The organism is Litoreibacter ponti (genome assembly GCF_003054285.1).
In the GTDB taxonomy this organism is placed as follows: Bacteria; Pseudomonadota; Alphaproteobacteria; order Rhodobacterales; family Rhodobacteraceae; genus Litoreibacter; species Litoreibacter ponti.
The window spans coordinates 384,859-400,514 of the sequence record NZ_QBKS01000002.1 but is presented as its reverse complement, the minus strand read 5'-3'; the positions used below and the strand labels follow the sequence as shown (position 1 = coordinate 400,514).

Below are 15,656 nucleotides of genomic sequence, written 5' to 3'. Positions count from 1 at the left end.
AAGGCTCAAAGCTCTTAGGAAGTTTAGCGATTTTCTTATTGTTCGTAGGGTTTCCGATAGCTCACGGTATCAACGCAGACTATTGTAAGGCGTCCAATGATTGCGAGAGTTTCTTGAGTGGAATGAAGGCCATGGACCCCAACGAATGGGGGGACATGCTCGCTGGCGTGTTCAGCCCCCTAGCGTTTGCATTGGCTTTCATCGCAATCATTATCCAAGCTAGGGAACTCAAAGAACAACGCAACGAAGTTGCAAAGACAAATGACAATATGGAGAAACAGCGATTTGAAACCACCTTTTTCTCTCTATTCAGTGCTTTGGAGCGTTCTCTCAGAGATATAGACCTACAATCTAGCGAGCACGGAATGACCGTCGGAAGAGACTGCTTTAGAGTGTTTTATACACGGCTAAACAAAGACTATCGAAAGCGCTTGGACGCCGGGCACTCGGATAATCTTTCTCTAGAGCTTTCTTACCGGTTTTTTTGGAATAAACATCAACTTGAGCTGAGCCAGTATTTCCGGATTTTGGAAAGCATTTTGCGGTGCATAGGAAGGCGCCCGACTGAAGAGCGAGAGCCATACTATGAGTTAGTTCGATACAATTTTTCAGATCAAGAGCTACTCTTGACGTTTTACCATGCGATAAGTGACGAAGGAAAACCGCTTCGGGAATACGCGAAGACCGCAAAGCTGTTTGAGCCCCTTTCAACTGTTCGCCTTCTGGATTTCTCCCATTCACAGAAAATCGACCCTATGGCCTTTGGTTCAAACCCTATGAGAGACCGTCATGACTACAAAAACCCTGCAGCACGGGACGGCCTTTCGGATGACTGAAAACGACATTGGTTCACATTAATTATGTCGGGACAAGAAAGCATAACCCGTCTCCCATGGCCCCTCATGCTCCTCGGCATGACCGCCGCACTTATCGCGGCATACATGCTCAAAGACGCAGGCTCTTTGTCCCTCGTCCCTCCCGGCGCCACGGAGCCGGATGCGGTGGGGCGGGAATTCTGGCTGCATTTGTCGGCCTATTCGGCCTGGGTGGCGACGGTGCTGCTGATCCCGGCTTACCTGTTTGCCTTGTCGCCGGACCGGGTGCCCGATTGGCGGGCGTTTTGGACGACGTCATACCTCGCCTACATCATCCACCTCGCCATCTCTGCCTTCGGGTTCTTCGGCGGTGATTTTGCGTGGATGACCAACTCATCCCGGGTGTCGGCCTTTTGGCCCGGCATGGTGCTGGCGCTGTGGTGGGGGCTTGATGTGGCCCTGTCGCGCCGGGCGGGGGGCTGGATCACCGTGCAGCGGGTGGGCGTGCATCTGATGGCCTTTGTGCTGTTCTTCGGCGGCTCCGCCGTCATGGGCGAGCTGCTGACAATCCGCGTCATCGGCGCGGTCTTGCTGGGCGTCGCTTTGATCGCGGTGATCCGTTGGCTGAGCCTGCGTCGCGCGGGCGCGGAGGCCAGCTGATGGGGACCGTGTTCTTACTGATCTGGATCGTGCCGGGGATCATCGGGATCTGCACCGGGCTGTGGCATGGCCGCAGGCCCGCGGGCACCCCCAAGGCGTTTGGGGGCGATGTGATCCATATGCTGATGGTCGCCGCGCCCTTGGTGTTCATGGTCCACATGGCGTGGGTCGCGGCGCTGATGATGGCCGATGGCGGCATCGCCGCGCTGGCGGGCTGGACGCTTTACTGGACCGCGCTGACCGCGCTTCTGTGGGTGCCCTTGATGGTGATCTGCTATATTGTTCGGGGCCTGAAGGAGCAGCGCACGTGATCAAATACCTCATCCCCGCGGCCCTGCTGGGCCCGATCCTGCTGGCCTGGGGCGTGACGGCCTACCTGTTCGGCTCTTTGCTGCCCGGCGCGGGCAGCTATGCGGGCGGGACAGAGGGCTGGGGCGAGATGTTTCTCAGCCTGTCGATCATGTTCTGCATCGCCATCTGGATCGGGGCGCTGTTTTCGTGGCTGCTGGTGCGCCATGGCGGCCGTGGCGGGGAGGAGGGCTAGCCCATGATGCGACTGATCGAAAAGGGGCTGATGTATGGAAACCTGTTCCATGTGGCGGGACCCGCCATGGCGGACAGGTATAATCGCGCGCTCAAGCACCTGACTGGCAAGACCACCAGCCTGACTGATTTTCACGTCGATATCTCTGGCTACGCGCCCGAGATCGGCGATGAGCTGGACGATCATCTCTACCTCAACCCCCAAGGCTGTAACCGCCAGTTCATCCTGCTGTCGACCGAGCAGAAGACCGCGCCGCTGCTGGAAGCGAAGTTCTCGACCTCCCGCTCGATCCTGCGCCGCTTCATCGAGGCCAACGAGGCGCAGCTCTTCGCACTGACCGCCCGCGACGCGGTGGCGGGGGAGCTGGTGAACTCGGTCTATACCGTCTCCAAGCCCGCGCATCTGCTCGATATCCGCCGCATCAAGATCGAGGCTGACACGGCCTCTGGCGTGGTGGCGGATGCGGGCAAGCTCGACGGGCTGATCACAGAGTTCCGCGCCCGCGAGGACGCGTGGTGGGACGATGTGCTGATCGCCGACATGATCACGCTGGCCAAGAAGACCGGCGACGTGACCCGCACCCCGATCCATTTGGACCATGCCGAGTACGACCAGGAAAACTTCTGGACCGAGCATTTCGGAGGGCTCTACGTGTTCCGCGACGTGGACGACCCGCGGGTGCTGAGCGTGTCGGGCGAGGATCTGGGGCCGATGCCGCTGGGCGAGGACACCCGCCCTGCGATCCCGCTGGAGGACCGCAACAAGGTCGCGAAATTCCTGGCCCAAAACGAGCTGGTCGAGCCGATCGTGACCGCCAAGGGCGTCGATGCGGCGGCGATCCTGCGCCAGAAGATGGATTTCATCATCGTGGATGTCGCCGCCACGATGGAGGCCGATGTGGCCCAGGTGGACCGCCGCGACCTGCGCACGCTGGCCCGCCGCTATGCGGATCTGTTGCCGCCGGAGTTCCACACGCTGAACCGCTTGCTGCGCTGGGCCGAGGGCGGCGGCGCGTGGCCAAAGGTGACCTCGGAAGACCCGGCCTATTTCTACACCCTGCGGGCCGCGCCCCATAAGGATCGCGATCTAGTCAATATGCTGCTGGCCGAGTTGTCGCCGCTGGACGTGCGCCAGCTGTTCATCTGCCACAAGGAGCTGTTCTACGCCCGCTACCGCACCTGGCCAGAGGCCAAAAAGGCCTTCGTGGCAGATTTTCTGGCGCGCGAGTACCAAGTCGATAAAGCAGGCGCCCGCGCGGCCTTGTTCGGCAGCGGCGACGCGCCTATGCAGGAAGAAGAGGACGCGCCGCAAGAGCGTGATATCGTGGATGTTGTAGGCCCGTGGGGGGCCGTGCGGAGGGGCCGATGATTTTGGGCGTGTTGCGGCTGATGGTAATGGCGTTCATCATCATGCTGGTGGTGTATTTCGTTCTGTCGGCCTGGTCGCGTTCGGTGCGGCGCGGCAAGCTGGCCGAGGAGTGGGACGAAGAGGTGCGCGAGGGCGACCGCGACGCCTTCATCGAACAGGGGCTGGTCGAATATGACGGCTCGCTGCGCCGCAAGCTTATTTTCGGGGTCTTTGTGGTCCCTTACCTCGTGATCGGCGTGCTGGTCTACGTGGTGAATTTTCAGTAAGGAGCCCCGCTCATGTGGCGTTGGATCAAATACACCCTCGTGTTGACCGTTGTGGCCCTAGTGCTGGCCTTCCTGCACTATACCTTGCCGCAGCGCGACGTGGTGCGCATCGTGGAGACCGAGGTGCGCCGGGTTGATTTCGGGGAAAACTCGATCTTCTGGGCGCAGGCGGACACGGGACAGGACGGAACGGGCTCGAACCGCGATGTGCGCTTCATCAACGCGGTGCTCCATGACAGCGGCCGGGTGATGGTGTACCGCAACGAGGATACCGGCTGGGGGTGGCCGCCCTACTTCAAGCTCGACAGCTCGAACCTTCAGACCGAGGCGGCGGATCTCGTCTCGCCCAAGGCGGAGCCGCAATGGGTCGTGCTGACCCATTACGGCTGGCGCAACGAGTTCCTGTCGATCTTCCCCAATGCCGTCGGCGTGCGCGCGACCGATGATCCCGATGCACGGCTGATCCCTTGGTTCAACATCCTGATCCTGATCATCATGGCGGGACTTGGGCTGGGCCTGTTTCGGCTCAGCCAATGGTTCAAGCGATCGAAGATCGACCCGATCACCGAGAGCGTCGGCGAGACTTGGGACGCGGTCGATGATTACGCCGACGAGAAGCGCACGGGGCTGCGCGCGTGGCTCGATACGTGGAAAGGCAAGCCGCGCAAATAGCGCGGCGCCAAAATCTTATGAAGATTTTGGACCAAACTTTCGGGGAAAGTTTGGCACCGCCTACTCGCCGTAGGGCACCCAGATATTCTTGACCTCGGTCGAGGCCCGTAGCATGTCGCGCGCGCTTCCCGGACTGGGCGCGACGAAGGTGCGCTTGAGATTGCTCGCCGAGGCCTCCTCGATCTGCTGGGCCAGGCTCGGGTCCGAAAAGCTCCAGACCGCATCCACATCCATATGCGCCGCCATGTGACCTGCGACATCGCTGTGATCGCCGGTCAGCAGGTTCACGACACCCCCGGGCACATCAGACGTCTCGAGCACCTGAATGAAGTCCGTCGCGGCCAGAGGGAAGGGTTGGGACGCGGCGGCGATGACGCGGTTTCCCATCGCCATGGCGGGCGCGATCACCTCGATCAGGCCAGCAAGGGGTCGGCTGTCGCACAGGGCGGCGATGACGCCCACGGGCTCTTTCATGGCGAGCGCCACGCCGCGGATCGGCACGCCGTGGACCTGCCCGTCGAACTTGTCGGCCCAAGCGGCATAGGTAAAAAGCGTCTGGATCGCGCCTTCGACCTCGTCCCGGCCCTGCTTTCCGGTCATGTCCTTGATACGGCTCGCAAACTCGTCGGCGCGCGCCGACAGGTTTTCGGCCATGTAATACAGGATTTGCGCGCGCAGGTGCCCCGTAGTCTTGGACCATCCTTTGGCCGCGTGCGCCGCCTCAACCGCGTTGCGCAGGTCCTTGCGGTTGGCAAGGCTGACCTCGCCCAACGCGTCGCCCTTTGGCCCGTAGACCACGCGAGAATAGCCGCCATCGGGCCGCGCCTGCTTGCCGCCGATATAGAGTTTCGCGGTGCGGTCGATCGGGTCGGAGAGCCCGCCTTTACCAGCGAATGCCTCGATGGCTTTTGGCGGTTTTGGCCTCTCCTTGGGCTTGGTATAGCCCGCCAGCCCTTCCCAGCCGCCTTCGCGCCCGAAGCCACTTTCCCGCACGCCGCCAAAGCCCGCGGCGGCGTCCATCAGGTTCGTGGAGTTCACCCAGACAATGCCGGAGACCAGCTTGGGAGCAATGTCGAGCGCGAGGTTGATGTTCTCGGTCCACACCGTTGCGGCCAACCCGTAGCGGGTGTCGTTGGCCATCGCGACGGCCTCGGCGGGTGTGCGGAAAGTGGTGGAGACGAGGACGGGGCCGAAGATTTCCTCCTGCATCAGCCGGGACGCGGTGTGCAAGCCGGTGATCAGCGTCGGCGGGTAGTAGCAGCCCTCGGGGGCGGCCACCTGAAACACCTCGCCCTCGTCGTTGGAGGCCACCATGTCCGAGATCGTCGCCAGCTGGATCGGGTCCACGACCGCGCCCACGTCGATGCATTTGTCGAGCGGATCGCCGATGCGTAGCCCCTCCATCCGGGTCTTGAGCTTGCGGTAGAACGTCTCGGCGATGCCTTCCTGCACCAGCAGGCGCGAGCCCGCGCAGCAGACCTGTCCCTGATTGAACCAGATCGCATCGACGAGGCCTTCGACGGCTGAATCCAGATCGGCGTCATCAAATACGATGTAGGGCGACTTGCCGCCCAGCTCGAGCGACAGCGCCTTGCCGGAGCCCGCGGTGGCGCGGCGGATGATGCGACCAACCTCCGTCGAGCCTGTAAAGGCCAGCTTGTCGACATCCGACCCGGTGATCATCTCGCCCACCGCGCCGTCGCCGGTGACGATGTTCACGACGCCCTTGGGCAGGCCGACTTGCGCGCATATCTCGGCAAACAGCAGGGCCGTGAGAGAGGTGTATTCGGCGGGTTTCAGCACGACCGTATTGCCCATGGCGAGGGCCGGCGCGATCTTCCACGCGAGCATCAGCAGCGGGAAATTCCACGGGATAATCTGACCGCAGACGCCAAGCGGCTGGCGGTCTGGCAACTCTGCTTCCATCAGCTGGGCGAAGCCTGCGTGGTGGTAGAAATGGCGCTGAGCTAGCGGCACGTCGATATCGCGCGCCTCGCGGATCGGTTTGCCGTTGTCGAGCGTCTCGAGCACCGCAAAGAGGCGGGAATGCTTTTGCAAGGCACGGGCGAGGGCGTAGAGATACCGGGCGCGGGTGGCGCCGGATTTGGCCCATGCCTTTTGCGCCTTGCGGGCTGCGGTCACGGCTGCCTCTACGTCAACGGGCCGCGCTTGGGAGAGCGACGCCAGAACCTCGCCCGTGGCGGGATTTTTGGAGGTGAAGTCAGAGGTCGGATCGGTGAACGCGCCGTAAATGAAGTGGCCGAAGCTGCGGGATTTGCCGTCCAGCCACGCGAAGGCCTCGGCGGCGCTTTCGGGGGCGGGGCCGTACTCCATGGTCTCGAAGATTTCTTTGACGGTCATTTCAGTCTTCCTTTGCCTCAGAAGGCTCACACCAATAACGAGTTTTGATCCCGGGTTGGTTTTGGAACAATTCGGCTGCTAGCCAACAGTTCTCTGAATTGTATCGTGCGCCTTCTACAGAATCGAATGAAGCGATGTAGATCCGAAATGATGGGTCCAATGTTGAATTTCTGTACAAAGCGAAATCACCTTCCGAAGCCGCCAGAGGATGGCAAAGCGACGAGAAGACTACAGCGAAACTAGTAATCCGGAACAATTTTCTATCCCATCGGATGACGGTAGGAGGCGGAGTAGGCGCCGGTGACGTGGTGTTCGAGCTGGCGCTCGATATCGTTCAGCAGTGACGACGCCCCGAAGCGGAACAGGTCGGGCTGCAGCCAGCGATGGCCCAGCTCGTCCTTCATCAGCGCCAGATAGGTGATCGCGTCCTTCGCCTTGGAGATCCCGCCCGCGGGCTTGTAGCCGACGTGGTAGCCTGTGGCGTCGAAAAAGTCGCGGATGGCGCGGATCATCACGAGGCTGACGGGCAGCGTCGCGTTGACGCTCTCCTTGCCGGTGGAGGTCTTGATGAAGTCGGCCCCCGCCATCATGCAGATGAGCGAGGCGCGGCCGACATTGCGCAAGCTACCCAGCTCGCCGGTGGCGAGAATGGCCTTCACATGGGCGTCACCGCAGGCCTGCCGGAAGGCGCGCATCTCGTCATAGAGCGCCTGCCAGTTCTGGGTCAGCACGTGGCGGCGGGAGATCACGATGTCGATCTCGCGCGCGCCTGATTTGACGCTCTCCTCGATCTCGGCCACCCGCAGATGGAACGGCGACAGGCCAGCGGGGAAACCGGTAGAGACGGCGGCGACCGGAATGCCGGAGCCATCCAGAGCGGCGACTGCGGTCTCGATTATGTCGTGATAGACGCAGATTGCGCCCGTTTGGATGCCGCTGACGCCAAGCGCCTGCTGGATATCGGCGCGGATCGGCTGGCGGGCCTTGGCGCAGAGCCTGCGCACGCGGCCCACGGTGTCATCGCCCGACAGCGTGGTCAGATCAATGCAGGTCACCGCCTTCAAAAGCCATGCGGCCTGATGGTCCTTCTTGACGCTGCGCCTGCCTGGCAAGGTGGCTGCACGCCGCTCGATGGCGGAGGTGTTGGCCTGCACCCGCGCGACCCAGTCCAGATCGAGCGGCGTGCCGGGGTTGCGGGGCAGGTGCACTTGCGGCAGCTGCGTCGTGGGCGCGAGGGTCTGTTCCATACGCCCACTTTGATCGCGCAAGAGCCGGACCGCAAGGCGGCAGACGCTTTGACGGCGCGTCGCAACGCGGCTAGGGAAGGGGAAAGATCAGGAGCCCCGCCATGACCGCCAAAGACATCAAGATCGCCCCCTCCATCCTTGCCGCCGATTTCGCCAATTTCGGGGCCGAGATCGAGGCCGTGGAAGCGCAGGGCGCGGACTGGATCCACGTGGACGTCATGGACGGGCATTTCGTGCCCAACATCACCTTCGGCCCCGACACCTGCCGCGCGATCCGCCCGCATATCAAGACGGTGATGGATGTACATCTGATGATCGCGCCGGTCGATCCCTATATCGAAGCCTTTGCCGAAGCCGGCGCCGATGTGATCACGGCCCATGTCGAGGCCGGCGCGCATATCCATCGGACCCTGCAGGCGATCCGCGGGGCGGGAGCCAAGGCGGGTGTGGCGCTGAACCCTGGCACCCCGGCGGAGGCGGTCGCACATTTGCTGGACCTCACCGACCTGATCTGTGTGATGACGGTGAACCCGGGCTTCGGTGGGCAGAAATTCATCCCGTTGGAGGGCAAGGTGGCCCGGCTGCGTGAGATGATCGGCGACCGCGAGGTCCTGATCGAGATCGACGGCGGCGTGACGCCGCAGACGGCGCCCGGGCTGGTCAAGGCCGGAGCGGATGTGCTGGTGGCGGGCTCCGCGGTCTTCAAAGGTGGGTCGGTCGCTGATCCCGCGCCCTATGGGGCCAATATCAAGGCGATCCGCGCGTCTTACGCGTAAGGCCGTTCGAACGGCCTTTCTGACGGGATTTGCAAATCCCGTCTTGATGCGCCTTTGAAGGCGCATTTTCGAACGCGCGTCGACGCGCGTTCCCCCTCATAACTCTAGGAAATACGGATCATTGGCGCGCCAATAGGCCGTCATATCCCGGCCCGTCGGCGCGTAATTGCCTTGCTGCTGCAAAGCAAACAGGTCGGAGGCCAGCAGAGCGGCGAGGCGAAACGTCTGTTGCACTTCGGCGCGCGGGTCCAGCGCCCCGCCGAACACCTGCTCGACCGCGTGCGCGGCGCTGACCAGCACGAAAACCAGCTGTGCGCCGGTCACGTCCGGCCACTCAGTGGCCATGTCGCGGACGACGGCACGGTAGCCTTCGGGGCCATGGGAGATTCGCGCGATGGCGAAATCGATCATCGTGTCGATCTGCTGCAGGCTCAAGCCGGGTACTCTTTTAACGTGCCGCCCGGGATGCGACGCGGCGCTGTGCTGGCGGACGCGGGCAACGGTCGGGCGACAAACTGACCTTAAGGTCACTTACACGGAAACAATGCTGGGATGCCAGAGGCATTGTTTCGCAGGTCCGGTCGGGGCACGGACCCACTATCTTGCACATCGCCGTGCACACGCGCACAGAACTCGGCCTTCCCTCACAGCGCCGTGAGCTCTACATCAGGCGTCAACACAGGAGAGATCATGTCCGCCATCGTATCCGCCAGCGACGTCACCAAGACTTATGACGGGGGCTTTCAGGCACTCAAGGGCGTCTCGCTCGATATCATGGAGGGCGAAATCCTGGCCCTGCTCGGCCCCAATGGCGCGGGCAAGACCACGCTGATCTCGATCATCTGCGGCATGGTCAATATGACTGCTGGGCGGATCACCGTGGGCGGCCACGAAATCACCACGGACTACCGCGCCGCGCGGCGCCTGATCGGGTTGGTGCCACAGGAAATCGCGCTGGAGCCCTTCGAGAAGGTGATCAACACGGTGCGCTTCTCGCGTGGACTGTTCGGCAAGGGGCGCGACGACGCCTATCTGGAGAAAATCCTGCGCCAGCTCAGCCTGTGGGACAAGAAGGACGCCCGCATCAAGGAGCTGTCGGGCGGCATGAAACGCCGGGTGCTGATCGCCAAGGCGCTGGCCCACGAGCCGCGGGTGCTGTTTCTGGATGAGCCCACAGCGGGCGTTGATGTCGAGCTGCGCCGCGACATGTGGGAGATCGTACGCGGTCTCAAGGCCGATGGCGTCACGATCATCCTGACCACGCATTACATCGAAGAGGCGGAGGCCATCGCCGACCGGGTGGGCGTGATCAATGCGGGCGAGATCCTGCTGGTCAAGGGCAAGGCGGAGCTGATGACGCAGATGGGTCAGAAGGAGCTGTGGATCGAGCTGTCAGAGCCGCTCGAGGCGGTGCCAAAGGCCCTGTCGCAGTACAATCTCAGGCTTTGCGATCAAAGGCGCAATCTCATCTACACATACGACACCAAGGGCGAGAGGACGGGCATCACCAAGCTGCTCTCCGAGGTCGCGAAGGCGGGGCTGACGCTCAAGGATGTGGCGACGTCGCAATCCTCGCTGGAGGATATCTTCGTCGGACTGGTCGAGGAGCAATCGGCATGAACTGGACCGCGATCAAGGCCATCTACGTCTTTGAGATGGCGCGCTTTTTCCGCACGCTGACGCAAAGCTTCGTCTCCCCGGTGCTGTCCACCTCGCTTTATTTCGTGGTGTTCGGCGCGGCCATCGGCTCCCGCATCGACACGGTCGAGGGCGTCAGCTACGGCGCCTTCATCGTGCCGGGCCTGATCATGCTGTCGGTGATGACCCAGAGCACGGCGAACGCGTCGTTCGGGATCTATTTTCCAAAGTTCATCGGCACGGTGTACGAGCTACTGTCCGCGCCGATCTCCTTCCTGGAAATTGTCATCGGATACGTGGGGGCGGCGGCGACCAAGTCGCTGTTCATCGGGATCGTGATCCTCGTCACCGCGCATTTCTTCGTCGATCTCGACATCGCGCACCCGGTGGCGATGCTGGCCTTTCTTGTGATGACCTGCCTCAGCTTCGCGCTGCTGGGCTTCATCATCGGCATCTGGGCGGGGAATTTCGAGCAGTTGCAGCTGATCCCGTTGCTGGTGATCACGCCGCTGGTTTTCCTTGGCGGCTCGTTCTACTCGATCTCGATGCTGCCGCCGGTATGGCAGACGGTGACCATGTTCAACCCGGTGGTCTACCTGATCTCGGGCTTTCGCTGGTCGTTCTTCGGCGAGGCGGATGTGGCGATCGGGGTCAGCCTGTTTGCCATCGCGCTGTTTACCGTGGCCTGCCTGACGGTGATCTGGTGGATCTTCAAGACCGGTTATCGGCTGAAGAGTTGAGCAGCTCGTCCAACTGGTAGGCGAACCAGCCGCGTGGGATGAAATGCCCGCGCGGGTGCACATCAAGTACCACACGGCCCTCGCGCGCGCAGCCGTCCCAGACCGAGCGTTCGAAGTGATCTTTCTCGGTCGTGGAATATTGCGCCGACCTCGCCACATCGCCGCAGCCGAAATGGTCGCGCCAGAGCGCCACGGGGTAGGTCGTGTCGCCGTCCGGGCCGAACGGGAAGTCGAGCACCGTGTCCTTCAGCCCGTGGACATGGCGGATCTCAGCGGGCGCGGTCTCGCAGATCTCACTTTGATCCAGCGTGCCGGAGACCGCGAGCAGAGCGCGCACGCCCGCGCCATTCTCGCACGCGTACCGCCATGCCATCGCGGAGCCATAGGAATAGCCCGACACGAACACCCGGTCGCGGTCGATGGGAAAGCGGGTGGCGGCGTCCTCCAGCACGGCATCCGCGAAGTCGCTGTCAGGGCTTTCCGGACGCCAGAAATCCCATGTCTTGCCACGCCCATTGGGGGCCAGAAGCAGGACGCCGCGCGGGCGGGTCGCGCCTGCGATGCGGCTGTGCTTGACGATAAGCGTGCCTTGCCGCCCCCAGCCGTGGAAATGAAGCAGCACGGGCAGGGGCGTCACCCCGTCCCAATCATCGGGCGGCAGAAGGTGATAGGAACGGGCGCCAACCGGGCAGGGGACTTCCGCGCCGCAAGGCGCAGGCTCCTGCGCCACCACGGGCAGCGACATTGCAACGCTCGCGGCCAGCCCGCGCGCCAGATTTCTCAGTATCTGCATCCCCATTCCCGTTCCCTCGGCCGTCAGGTTGAACCCAAGGCCTAGCGCAGAGCCGCGCGGGGCGCATGTCACAAAGCCGTCAAACCCGTTTGACCGTTCCGTAATAATGCGTGCAATTGCCGGTCTGATCGAGCGTTGTGTCGACAATGATGTTGACGCGGAACTCCTCGCTGGGCCCCACAACGCGCACGGTCGTGTCGAAGCCTGCACCCGACGTCAGCGCGTCGCGGTGAAGCTTTGTGAACGCCTCGATATCGTCGGGATGCAGTCGGACCACCAAAGTGTCGTAGCCCGGCTTCTGGTCGGGGCTGAAGCCCAGCACCGAATAAGCGGTTGGGCACCAGAACGCGTGCTGGGTCAGCACATCGTAGGACATGAAGCCCATGCCGCTTTTCACGTTGAGCTTCTGCATCTGCTCGAAGCGCGCTTCCGTCAAAACCTCGTCGCTGACATCGCGGAACGTCCCGATCAGATAGGACGATCCGCCCTCCAGCCCGGCGCGCGTGGAAATTGTGCCCTCGATCCACCGCAGGCGCCCGTCGGTGTGGAAGATGCGCTTGCGGAAGGCTTGGGACGGCGCGTTGCTTTTCATCGCGGCATCGAGCTTGGCGCGTACGTCGGCGCGGTCCTGCGGGTGATAGAAATCGATGGCCCGCCGCAGATCGGGCGTATAGGCGTCCGGGGACAGGCCGTGGATCTTGTAGACCCGGTCGGACCAGGCGACTTCCTCGGTCTTCATGTCGGCCGTCCAGTAGCCAACGCCGCTGGTATCAAGGGTCGTGACCAGATCGTCGTTGAGCTGTTCCCCATGCGCCTTGCTGTCGAGCACTTCCGTGACATCGCTGCCTGCAATCACCGTCGAGACCTTGCCGTCCTCGGAGGTGTAGCTGAAGCGCTGCACAGACGCCCAGCGGGGCTTGCTTCCCGGCGCACGCACCATTGGCATCAGAAGGCTACTGTCGAGCCCCTTGAGCAGGATCTCCGAGACATCATGGCCCCGGACCTTGATGTCCGTGTTTCGGAAGGCCGCGGCGACGGGCCCGCCGCGGATCTGCTCTGCCACGACGCCGAGCGCCTCCGCCGTTTGCTCGGAGATCGCCTCGACCGTGCCCTCCTCGTCGAATTGCAGGAAATGCAGCGGTGCGTTGCGCACAACGAGCTGCTCGTCCTCTTCGATATTGCGCGCGGACGGCGTCTCCATGAAGACCATGGTGGCCCCGATCAGCTGCCCAGCCTCGCCCGTAAAGGGCGCACATTGCAGATTGAACAGGTGGCCCTGGGACTCGAAGTCGATGGTGATCAGCTCGCCATATTGCAGCGCGCGATTGGCGACCTCGACGATCTTCGGGAAGCCCTGGGGCAGGTTGATCTGGCTGAGATGGGGCAGCTTCAGCGGCGTGCTGATGTTGAAGATTTCCACCGCATCGTGGCTTGCCGACGAGATTTGCAGGGCCGTGTCCAGCACCAGCAAGGGCATCGGGACGTTGCCAAGGACCGAGCCGAGCTTGGCGTTCAGCGCCATCAATTCGGACGAGTTGACCTGCATCTCTTCGTTGACCGTGATCAGCTCTTCGTTGGTCGATTGCAGCTCTTCGTTGGAGGTTTCCAGCTCCTCGTTGGTGGCTTGAAGCTCTTCGTTGGTCGATTGCAGTTCTTCGTTGAGCGCCTGCAGCTCCTCGTTGGAGGTCTCGAGCTCCTCAATCGTCTGCTGCAACGCCTCGCGCGCGTTGGCGAGCTCAAGATCAAGCTCTCGCAGGTGCTCGCCGCTCAGATCCGATGCGTCATCATCGCCCGATTGCGGCATCTCCCGATTGGCCGCAGGGGTCTCGTTGATGACAAGGATCGCCATGTGGTCCTGATCTTCTTGCCCACGGACGGGGAGCGCCTCCAGCCGCACCTCTGTGTCGGTCTTTTCGCCCGTGTAATGCCGTCCACCGATGCGGCGGCGGCCATGCTTGAGGGCCAGGGTAACGAGGCTGCGCGCCTCTTCGCGGTAGGGGCTTTTCAGCAGGCTGAGCTGCATGTTCAGCACATTGCCCTCTGACATGTCGATATAGGGGCTGATGTCGCCGTAGATCCGCAGGAAGGAGAATTCGTTGCTGACCAGAATGGCGTTGTCGCCGAGCGAACGCGCCAGCATGTCGAACATCGCCCGGTCACCGCCCTCGTTCTTGGAGTCGTTGCGTTCGCGATCCTCGCGCTCTTTGCGCCGCTGCGTCCAGCTGCTGGCACTGAGCGCCCCGCGCTGGTAGCCGGCCTTGGCTGTCAGCGCGCGTTTGCCGTAGATATGCGCCTTGTCACTGGCGGGGGCGAAAAGCTGATCCGCCCCGGTCACCGCCTCGGCCGTGCCGACGAACAGCAACGCGCTGGAATTCATGGCGTAATGGAGCCGGGCGAGCACCTTCGATTGCAACTTCGCGCCGAAATAGATCAGCAAGTTGCGGCAGCAAATCAGGTCCATGTTCAGGAAGGGCGGGTCCTGGCACAGATTGTGATCCGAGAACAAAATCACTGAACGCAGCGCTTCGATCACCCGGACGCCATTTTCCTGGTGGATGAAGTATTTCTCCGCAAGCGCCTTCGGCACGTCATAAAGCGCGCCATGGGGGTAGTAGCCCTTGCGCCCGATCTGCAGCGCCTCGCGGTCGATGTCGGTGGCAAAGATCTGCGTTTTGGAACGCACCAGTTCCGCCGGACCGCCCATCGCTTCTGCGAGAAGCATCGCGATCGAATAGACCTCTTCGCCGGTGGCGCAACCTGCAACCCAGACGCGAAGGGGCCGATCGCTTCGGCTCTCCACGAGGTGGTGTATCTGCTCTTCCAGAGCTTCGAATTCTGATTTGTCGCGGAAAAAACGCGTGACCGAAATCAGCAAGTCCTTGAACAGCGCGTCAACCTCGCGCGGCTCGTTGCGGCTGTATTCAATGTATTCCTCGGGCGTGCTGATGCCAAGCGCGGTCAGGCGCCGTTCGATCCGCCGCTGCACGGTAGATGGTTTGTAGTCGCGGAAATCCACACGAGTCCGGGCCAGCACGATTTGCAGGATTTCCGAGATCGGCGAGCCGCGCTCGCCATCGGCGCGGAATTGTTCAAAGTCACGGGCCGTATCGAGAATCTTGAGCAGGTGGATGCCGATCTCGCTGGGGCGCAGCACAAGGTCCACGCAGCCGGTCTCGATCGCGGCGTTGGCCATCCCGTCATACTTGGCGGAAACGTCGTCCTGAGCGATCGTGATCCCGCCCGCCTCGCGGATCGCCTGCACGCCATACGCCCCGTCGCTGCCCGTACCCGACAGGATGATCCCCATCGACCGAGAGCCCTGATCTTCGGCGAGACTGATCAGGAAGCGGTTGACCGATGGCTTCGGCTTGCCCGGCTCATGGTCGTATTCGACCATCTTCAGCACGCCGTTCTCGATGATGATATCGGTGCGCGGTGGCGTGACATACACGGTGTTGGGCTGCGGCTTCACGCCGTCACCGGCATCCACGACGCTCAACGTGGTTTCCGATGAGATCAGCGTCGTCATCAGGCTTTTGTGCTGCGGCGACATGTGCTGGACCACGACGTAGGCGCAGTTCACGTCGCGCGGCAAATTGGCGACCAATTCGCGAATGGCCTCAAGACCACCTGCCGATGACCCGATCCCGATGATGCGCGGCAGCTCCAGGTCTGGTTGCGGCTCGGGCCGTGGCGCCAGAACCTCTTCGTCCTGAGCCTCTTTCTCTGCGGTGTCTGCCTGGGGCGGCGTGCTGTCGTCCGTCATAATGATTCAG

At 62.3% G+C, this 15,656-nt stretch carries 15 protein-coding genes; 10 read left to right on the top strand and 5 right to left on the bottom strand.

Annotated elements, in window-relative coordinates; translation table 11 throughout:
* Positions 1–131 precede the first annotated feature (131 nt).
* The 7 genes from C8N43_RS15840 (at position 132) to C8N43_RS15810 (ending at position 4,325) form a co-directional block, all read left to right on the top strand.
* Positions 132–836, top strand: coding sequence for a putative phage abortive infection protein (locus C8N43_RS15840; RefSeq protein WP_158269994.1), 705 nt, complete (start codon positions 132–134; stop codon positions 834–836).
* Positions 837–914: 78 nt separating this feature from the next.
* Positions 915–1,475: a hypothetical protein gene (locus C8N43_RS15835; RefSeq protein ID WP_146174238.1), complete on the top strand. Its 561-nt coding sequence runs from the start codon at positions 915–917 to the stop codon at positions 1,473–1,475.
* Positions 1,475–1,786: a hypothetical protein gene (locus tag C8N43_RS15830; protein ID WP_107846726.1), complete on the top strand. Its 312-nt coding sequence runs from the start codon at positions 1,475–1,477 to the stop codon at positions 1,784–1,786. The genes C8N43_RS15835 and C8N43_RS15830 overlap by 1 nt, the downstream gene beginning before the upstream one ends.
* Positions 1,783–2,019, top strand: coding sequence for a hypothetical protein (locus tag C8N43_RS15825; protein ID WP_107846725.1), 237 nt, complete (start codon positions 1,783–1,785; stop codon positions 2,017–2,019). Before C8N43_RS15830 ends, C8N43_RS15825 begins: the two co-directional genes overlap by 4 nt.
* Before the next feature lie 3 nt (positions 2,020–2,022).
* Positions 2,023–3,387, top strand: coding sequence for a DUF6638 family protein (locus C8N43_RS15820; protein WP_107846724.1), 1,365 nt, complete (start codon positions 2,023–2,025; stop codon positions 3,385–3,387).
* Entirely contained in the window at positions 3,384–3,653 is a 270-nt protein-coding gene (locus C8N43_RS15815; RefSeq protein ID WP_342748730.1) for a hypothetical protein, read from the top strand. Before C8N43_RS15820 ends, C8N43_RS15815 begins: the two co-directional genes overlap by 4 nt.
* Positions 3,654–3,665: 12 nt before the next feature.
* Positions 3,666–4,325 carry a DUF1523 family protein gene (locus C8N43_RS15810; protein WP_107846723.1) on the top strand — a complete coding sequence of 220 codons (660 nt, stop codon included), beginning with the start codon at positions 3,666–3,668 and terminating at the stop codon, positions 4,323–4,325.
* A 60-nt stretch (positions 4,326–4,385) separates the two neighbouring features.
* On the opposite strand, the gene C8N43_RS15805 is transcribed toward C8N43_RS15810, so the two are convergent.
* Positions 4,386–6,686, bottom strand: a complete 2,301-nt coding sequence (locus C8N43_RS15805) for an aldehyde dehydrogenase family protein (protein WP_107846722.1) — start codon at positions 6,684–6,686, stop codon at positions 4,386–4,388.
* A 260-nt stretch (positions 6,687–6,946) separates the two neighbouring features.
* On the bottom strand, positions 6,947–7,933 hold the full coding sequence (gene deoC / locus C8N43_RS15800) for a deoxyribose-phosphate aldolase (protein WP_107846721.1): 987 nt from the start codon (positions 7,931–7,933) through the stop codon (positions 6,947–6,949).
* 101 nt (positions 7,934–8,034) lie between these two features.
* On the opposite strand from deoC, the gene rpe reads away from it, so the two are divergent.
* A complete protein-coding gene (gene rpe / locus C8N43_RS15795) occupies positions 8,035–8,709 on the top strand; it encodes a ribulose-phosphate 3-epimerase (RefSeq protein WP_107846720.1) in 675 nt (224 codons plus the stop codon).
* A gap of 96 nt (positions 8,710–8,805) precedes the next feature.
* On the opposite strand, the gene C8N43_RS15790 is transcribed toward rpe, so the two are convergent.
* Complete coding sequence (locus tag C8N43_RS15790) at positions 8,806–9,144, bottom strand: hypothetical protein (protein ID WP_107846719.1); 339 nt, start codon at positions 9,142–9,144, stop codon at positions 8,806–8,808.
* 255 nt (positions 9,145–9,399) lie between these two features.
* Here C8N43_RS15790 and C8N43_RS15785 point away from each other — a divergent pair, with 255 nt between their 5' ends.
* On the top strand, positions 9,400–10,329 hold the full coding sequence (locus C8N43_RS15785; protein ID WP_107846718.1) for an ABC transporter ATP-binding protein: 930 nt from the start codon (positions 9,400–9,402) through the stop codon (positions 10,327–10,329).
* Complete coding sequence (locus C8N43_RS15780) at positions 10,326–11,087, top strand: ABC transporter permease (protein WP_107846717.1); 762 nt, start codon at positions 10,326–10,328, stop codon at positions 11,085–11,087. Before C8N43_RS15785 ends, C8N43_RS15780 begins: the two co-directional genes overlap by 4 nt.
* On the opposite strand, the gene C8N43_RS15775 is transcribed toward C8N43_RS15780, so the two are convergent.
* Positions 11,059–11,886, bottom strand: coding sequence for a CE1 family esterase (locus C8N43_RS15775; RefSeq protein ID WP_245913056.1), 828 nt, complete (start codon positions 11,884–11,886; stop codon positions 11,059–11,061). The two genes, C8N43_RS15780 and C8N43_RS15775, sit on opposite strands and share 29 nt — an antisense overlap.
* A 73-nt stretch (positions 11,887–11,959) precedes the next feature.
* Positions 11,960–15,646 (bottom strand): chemotaxis protein CheB, encoded by a 3,687-nt coding sequence (locus C8N43_RS15770; RefSeq protein ID WP_107846716.1) that lies wholly within the window; start codon positions 15,644–15,646, stop codon positions 11,960–11,962.
* Positions 15,647–15,656 lie beyond the last annotated feature (10 nt).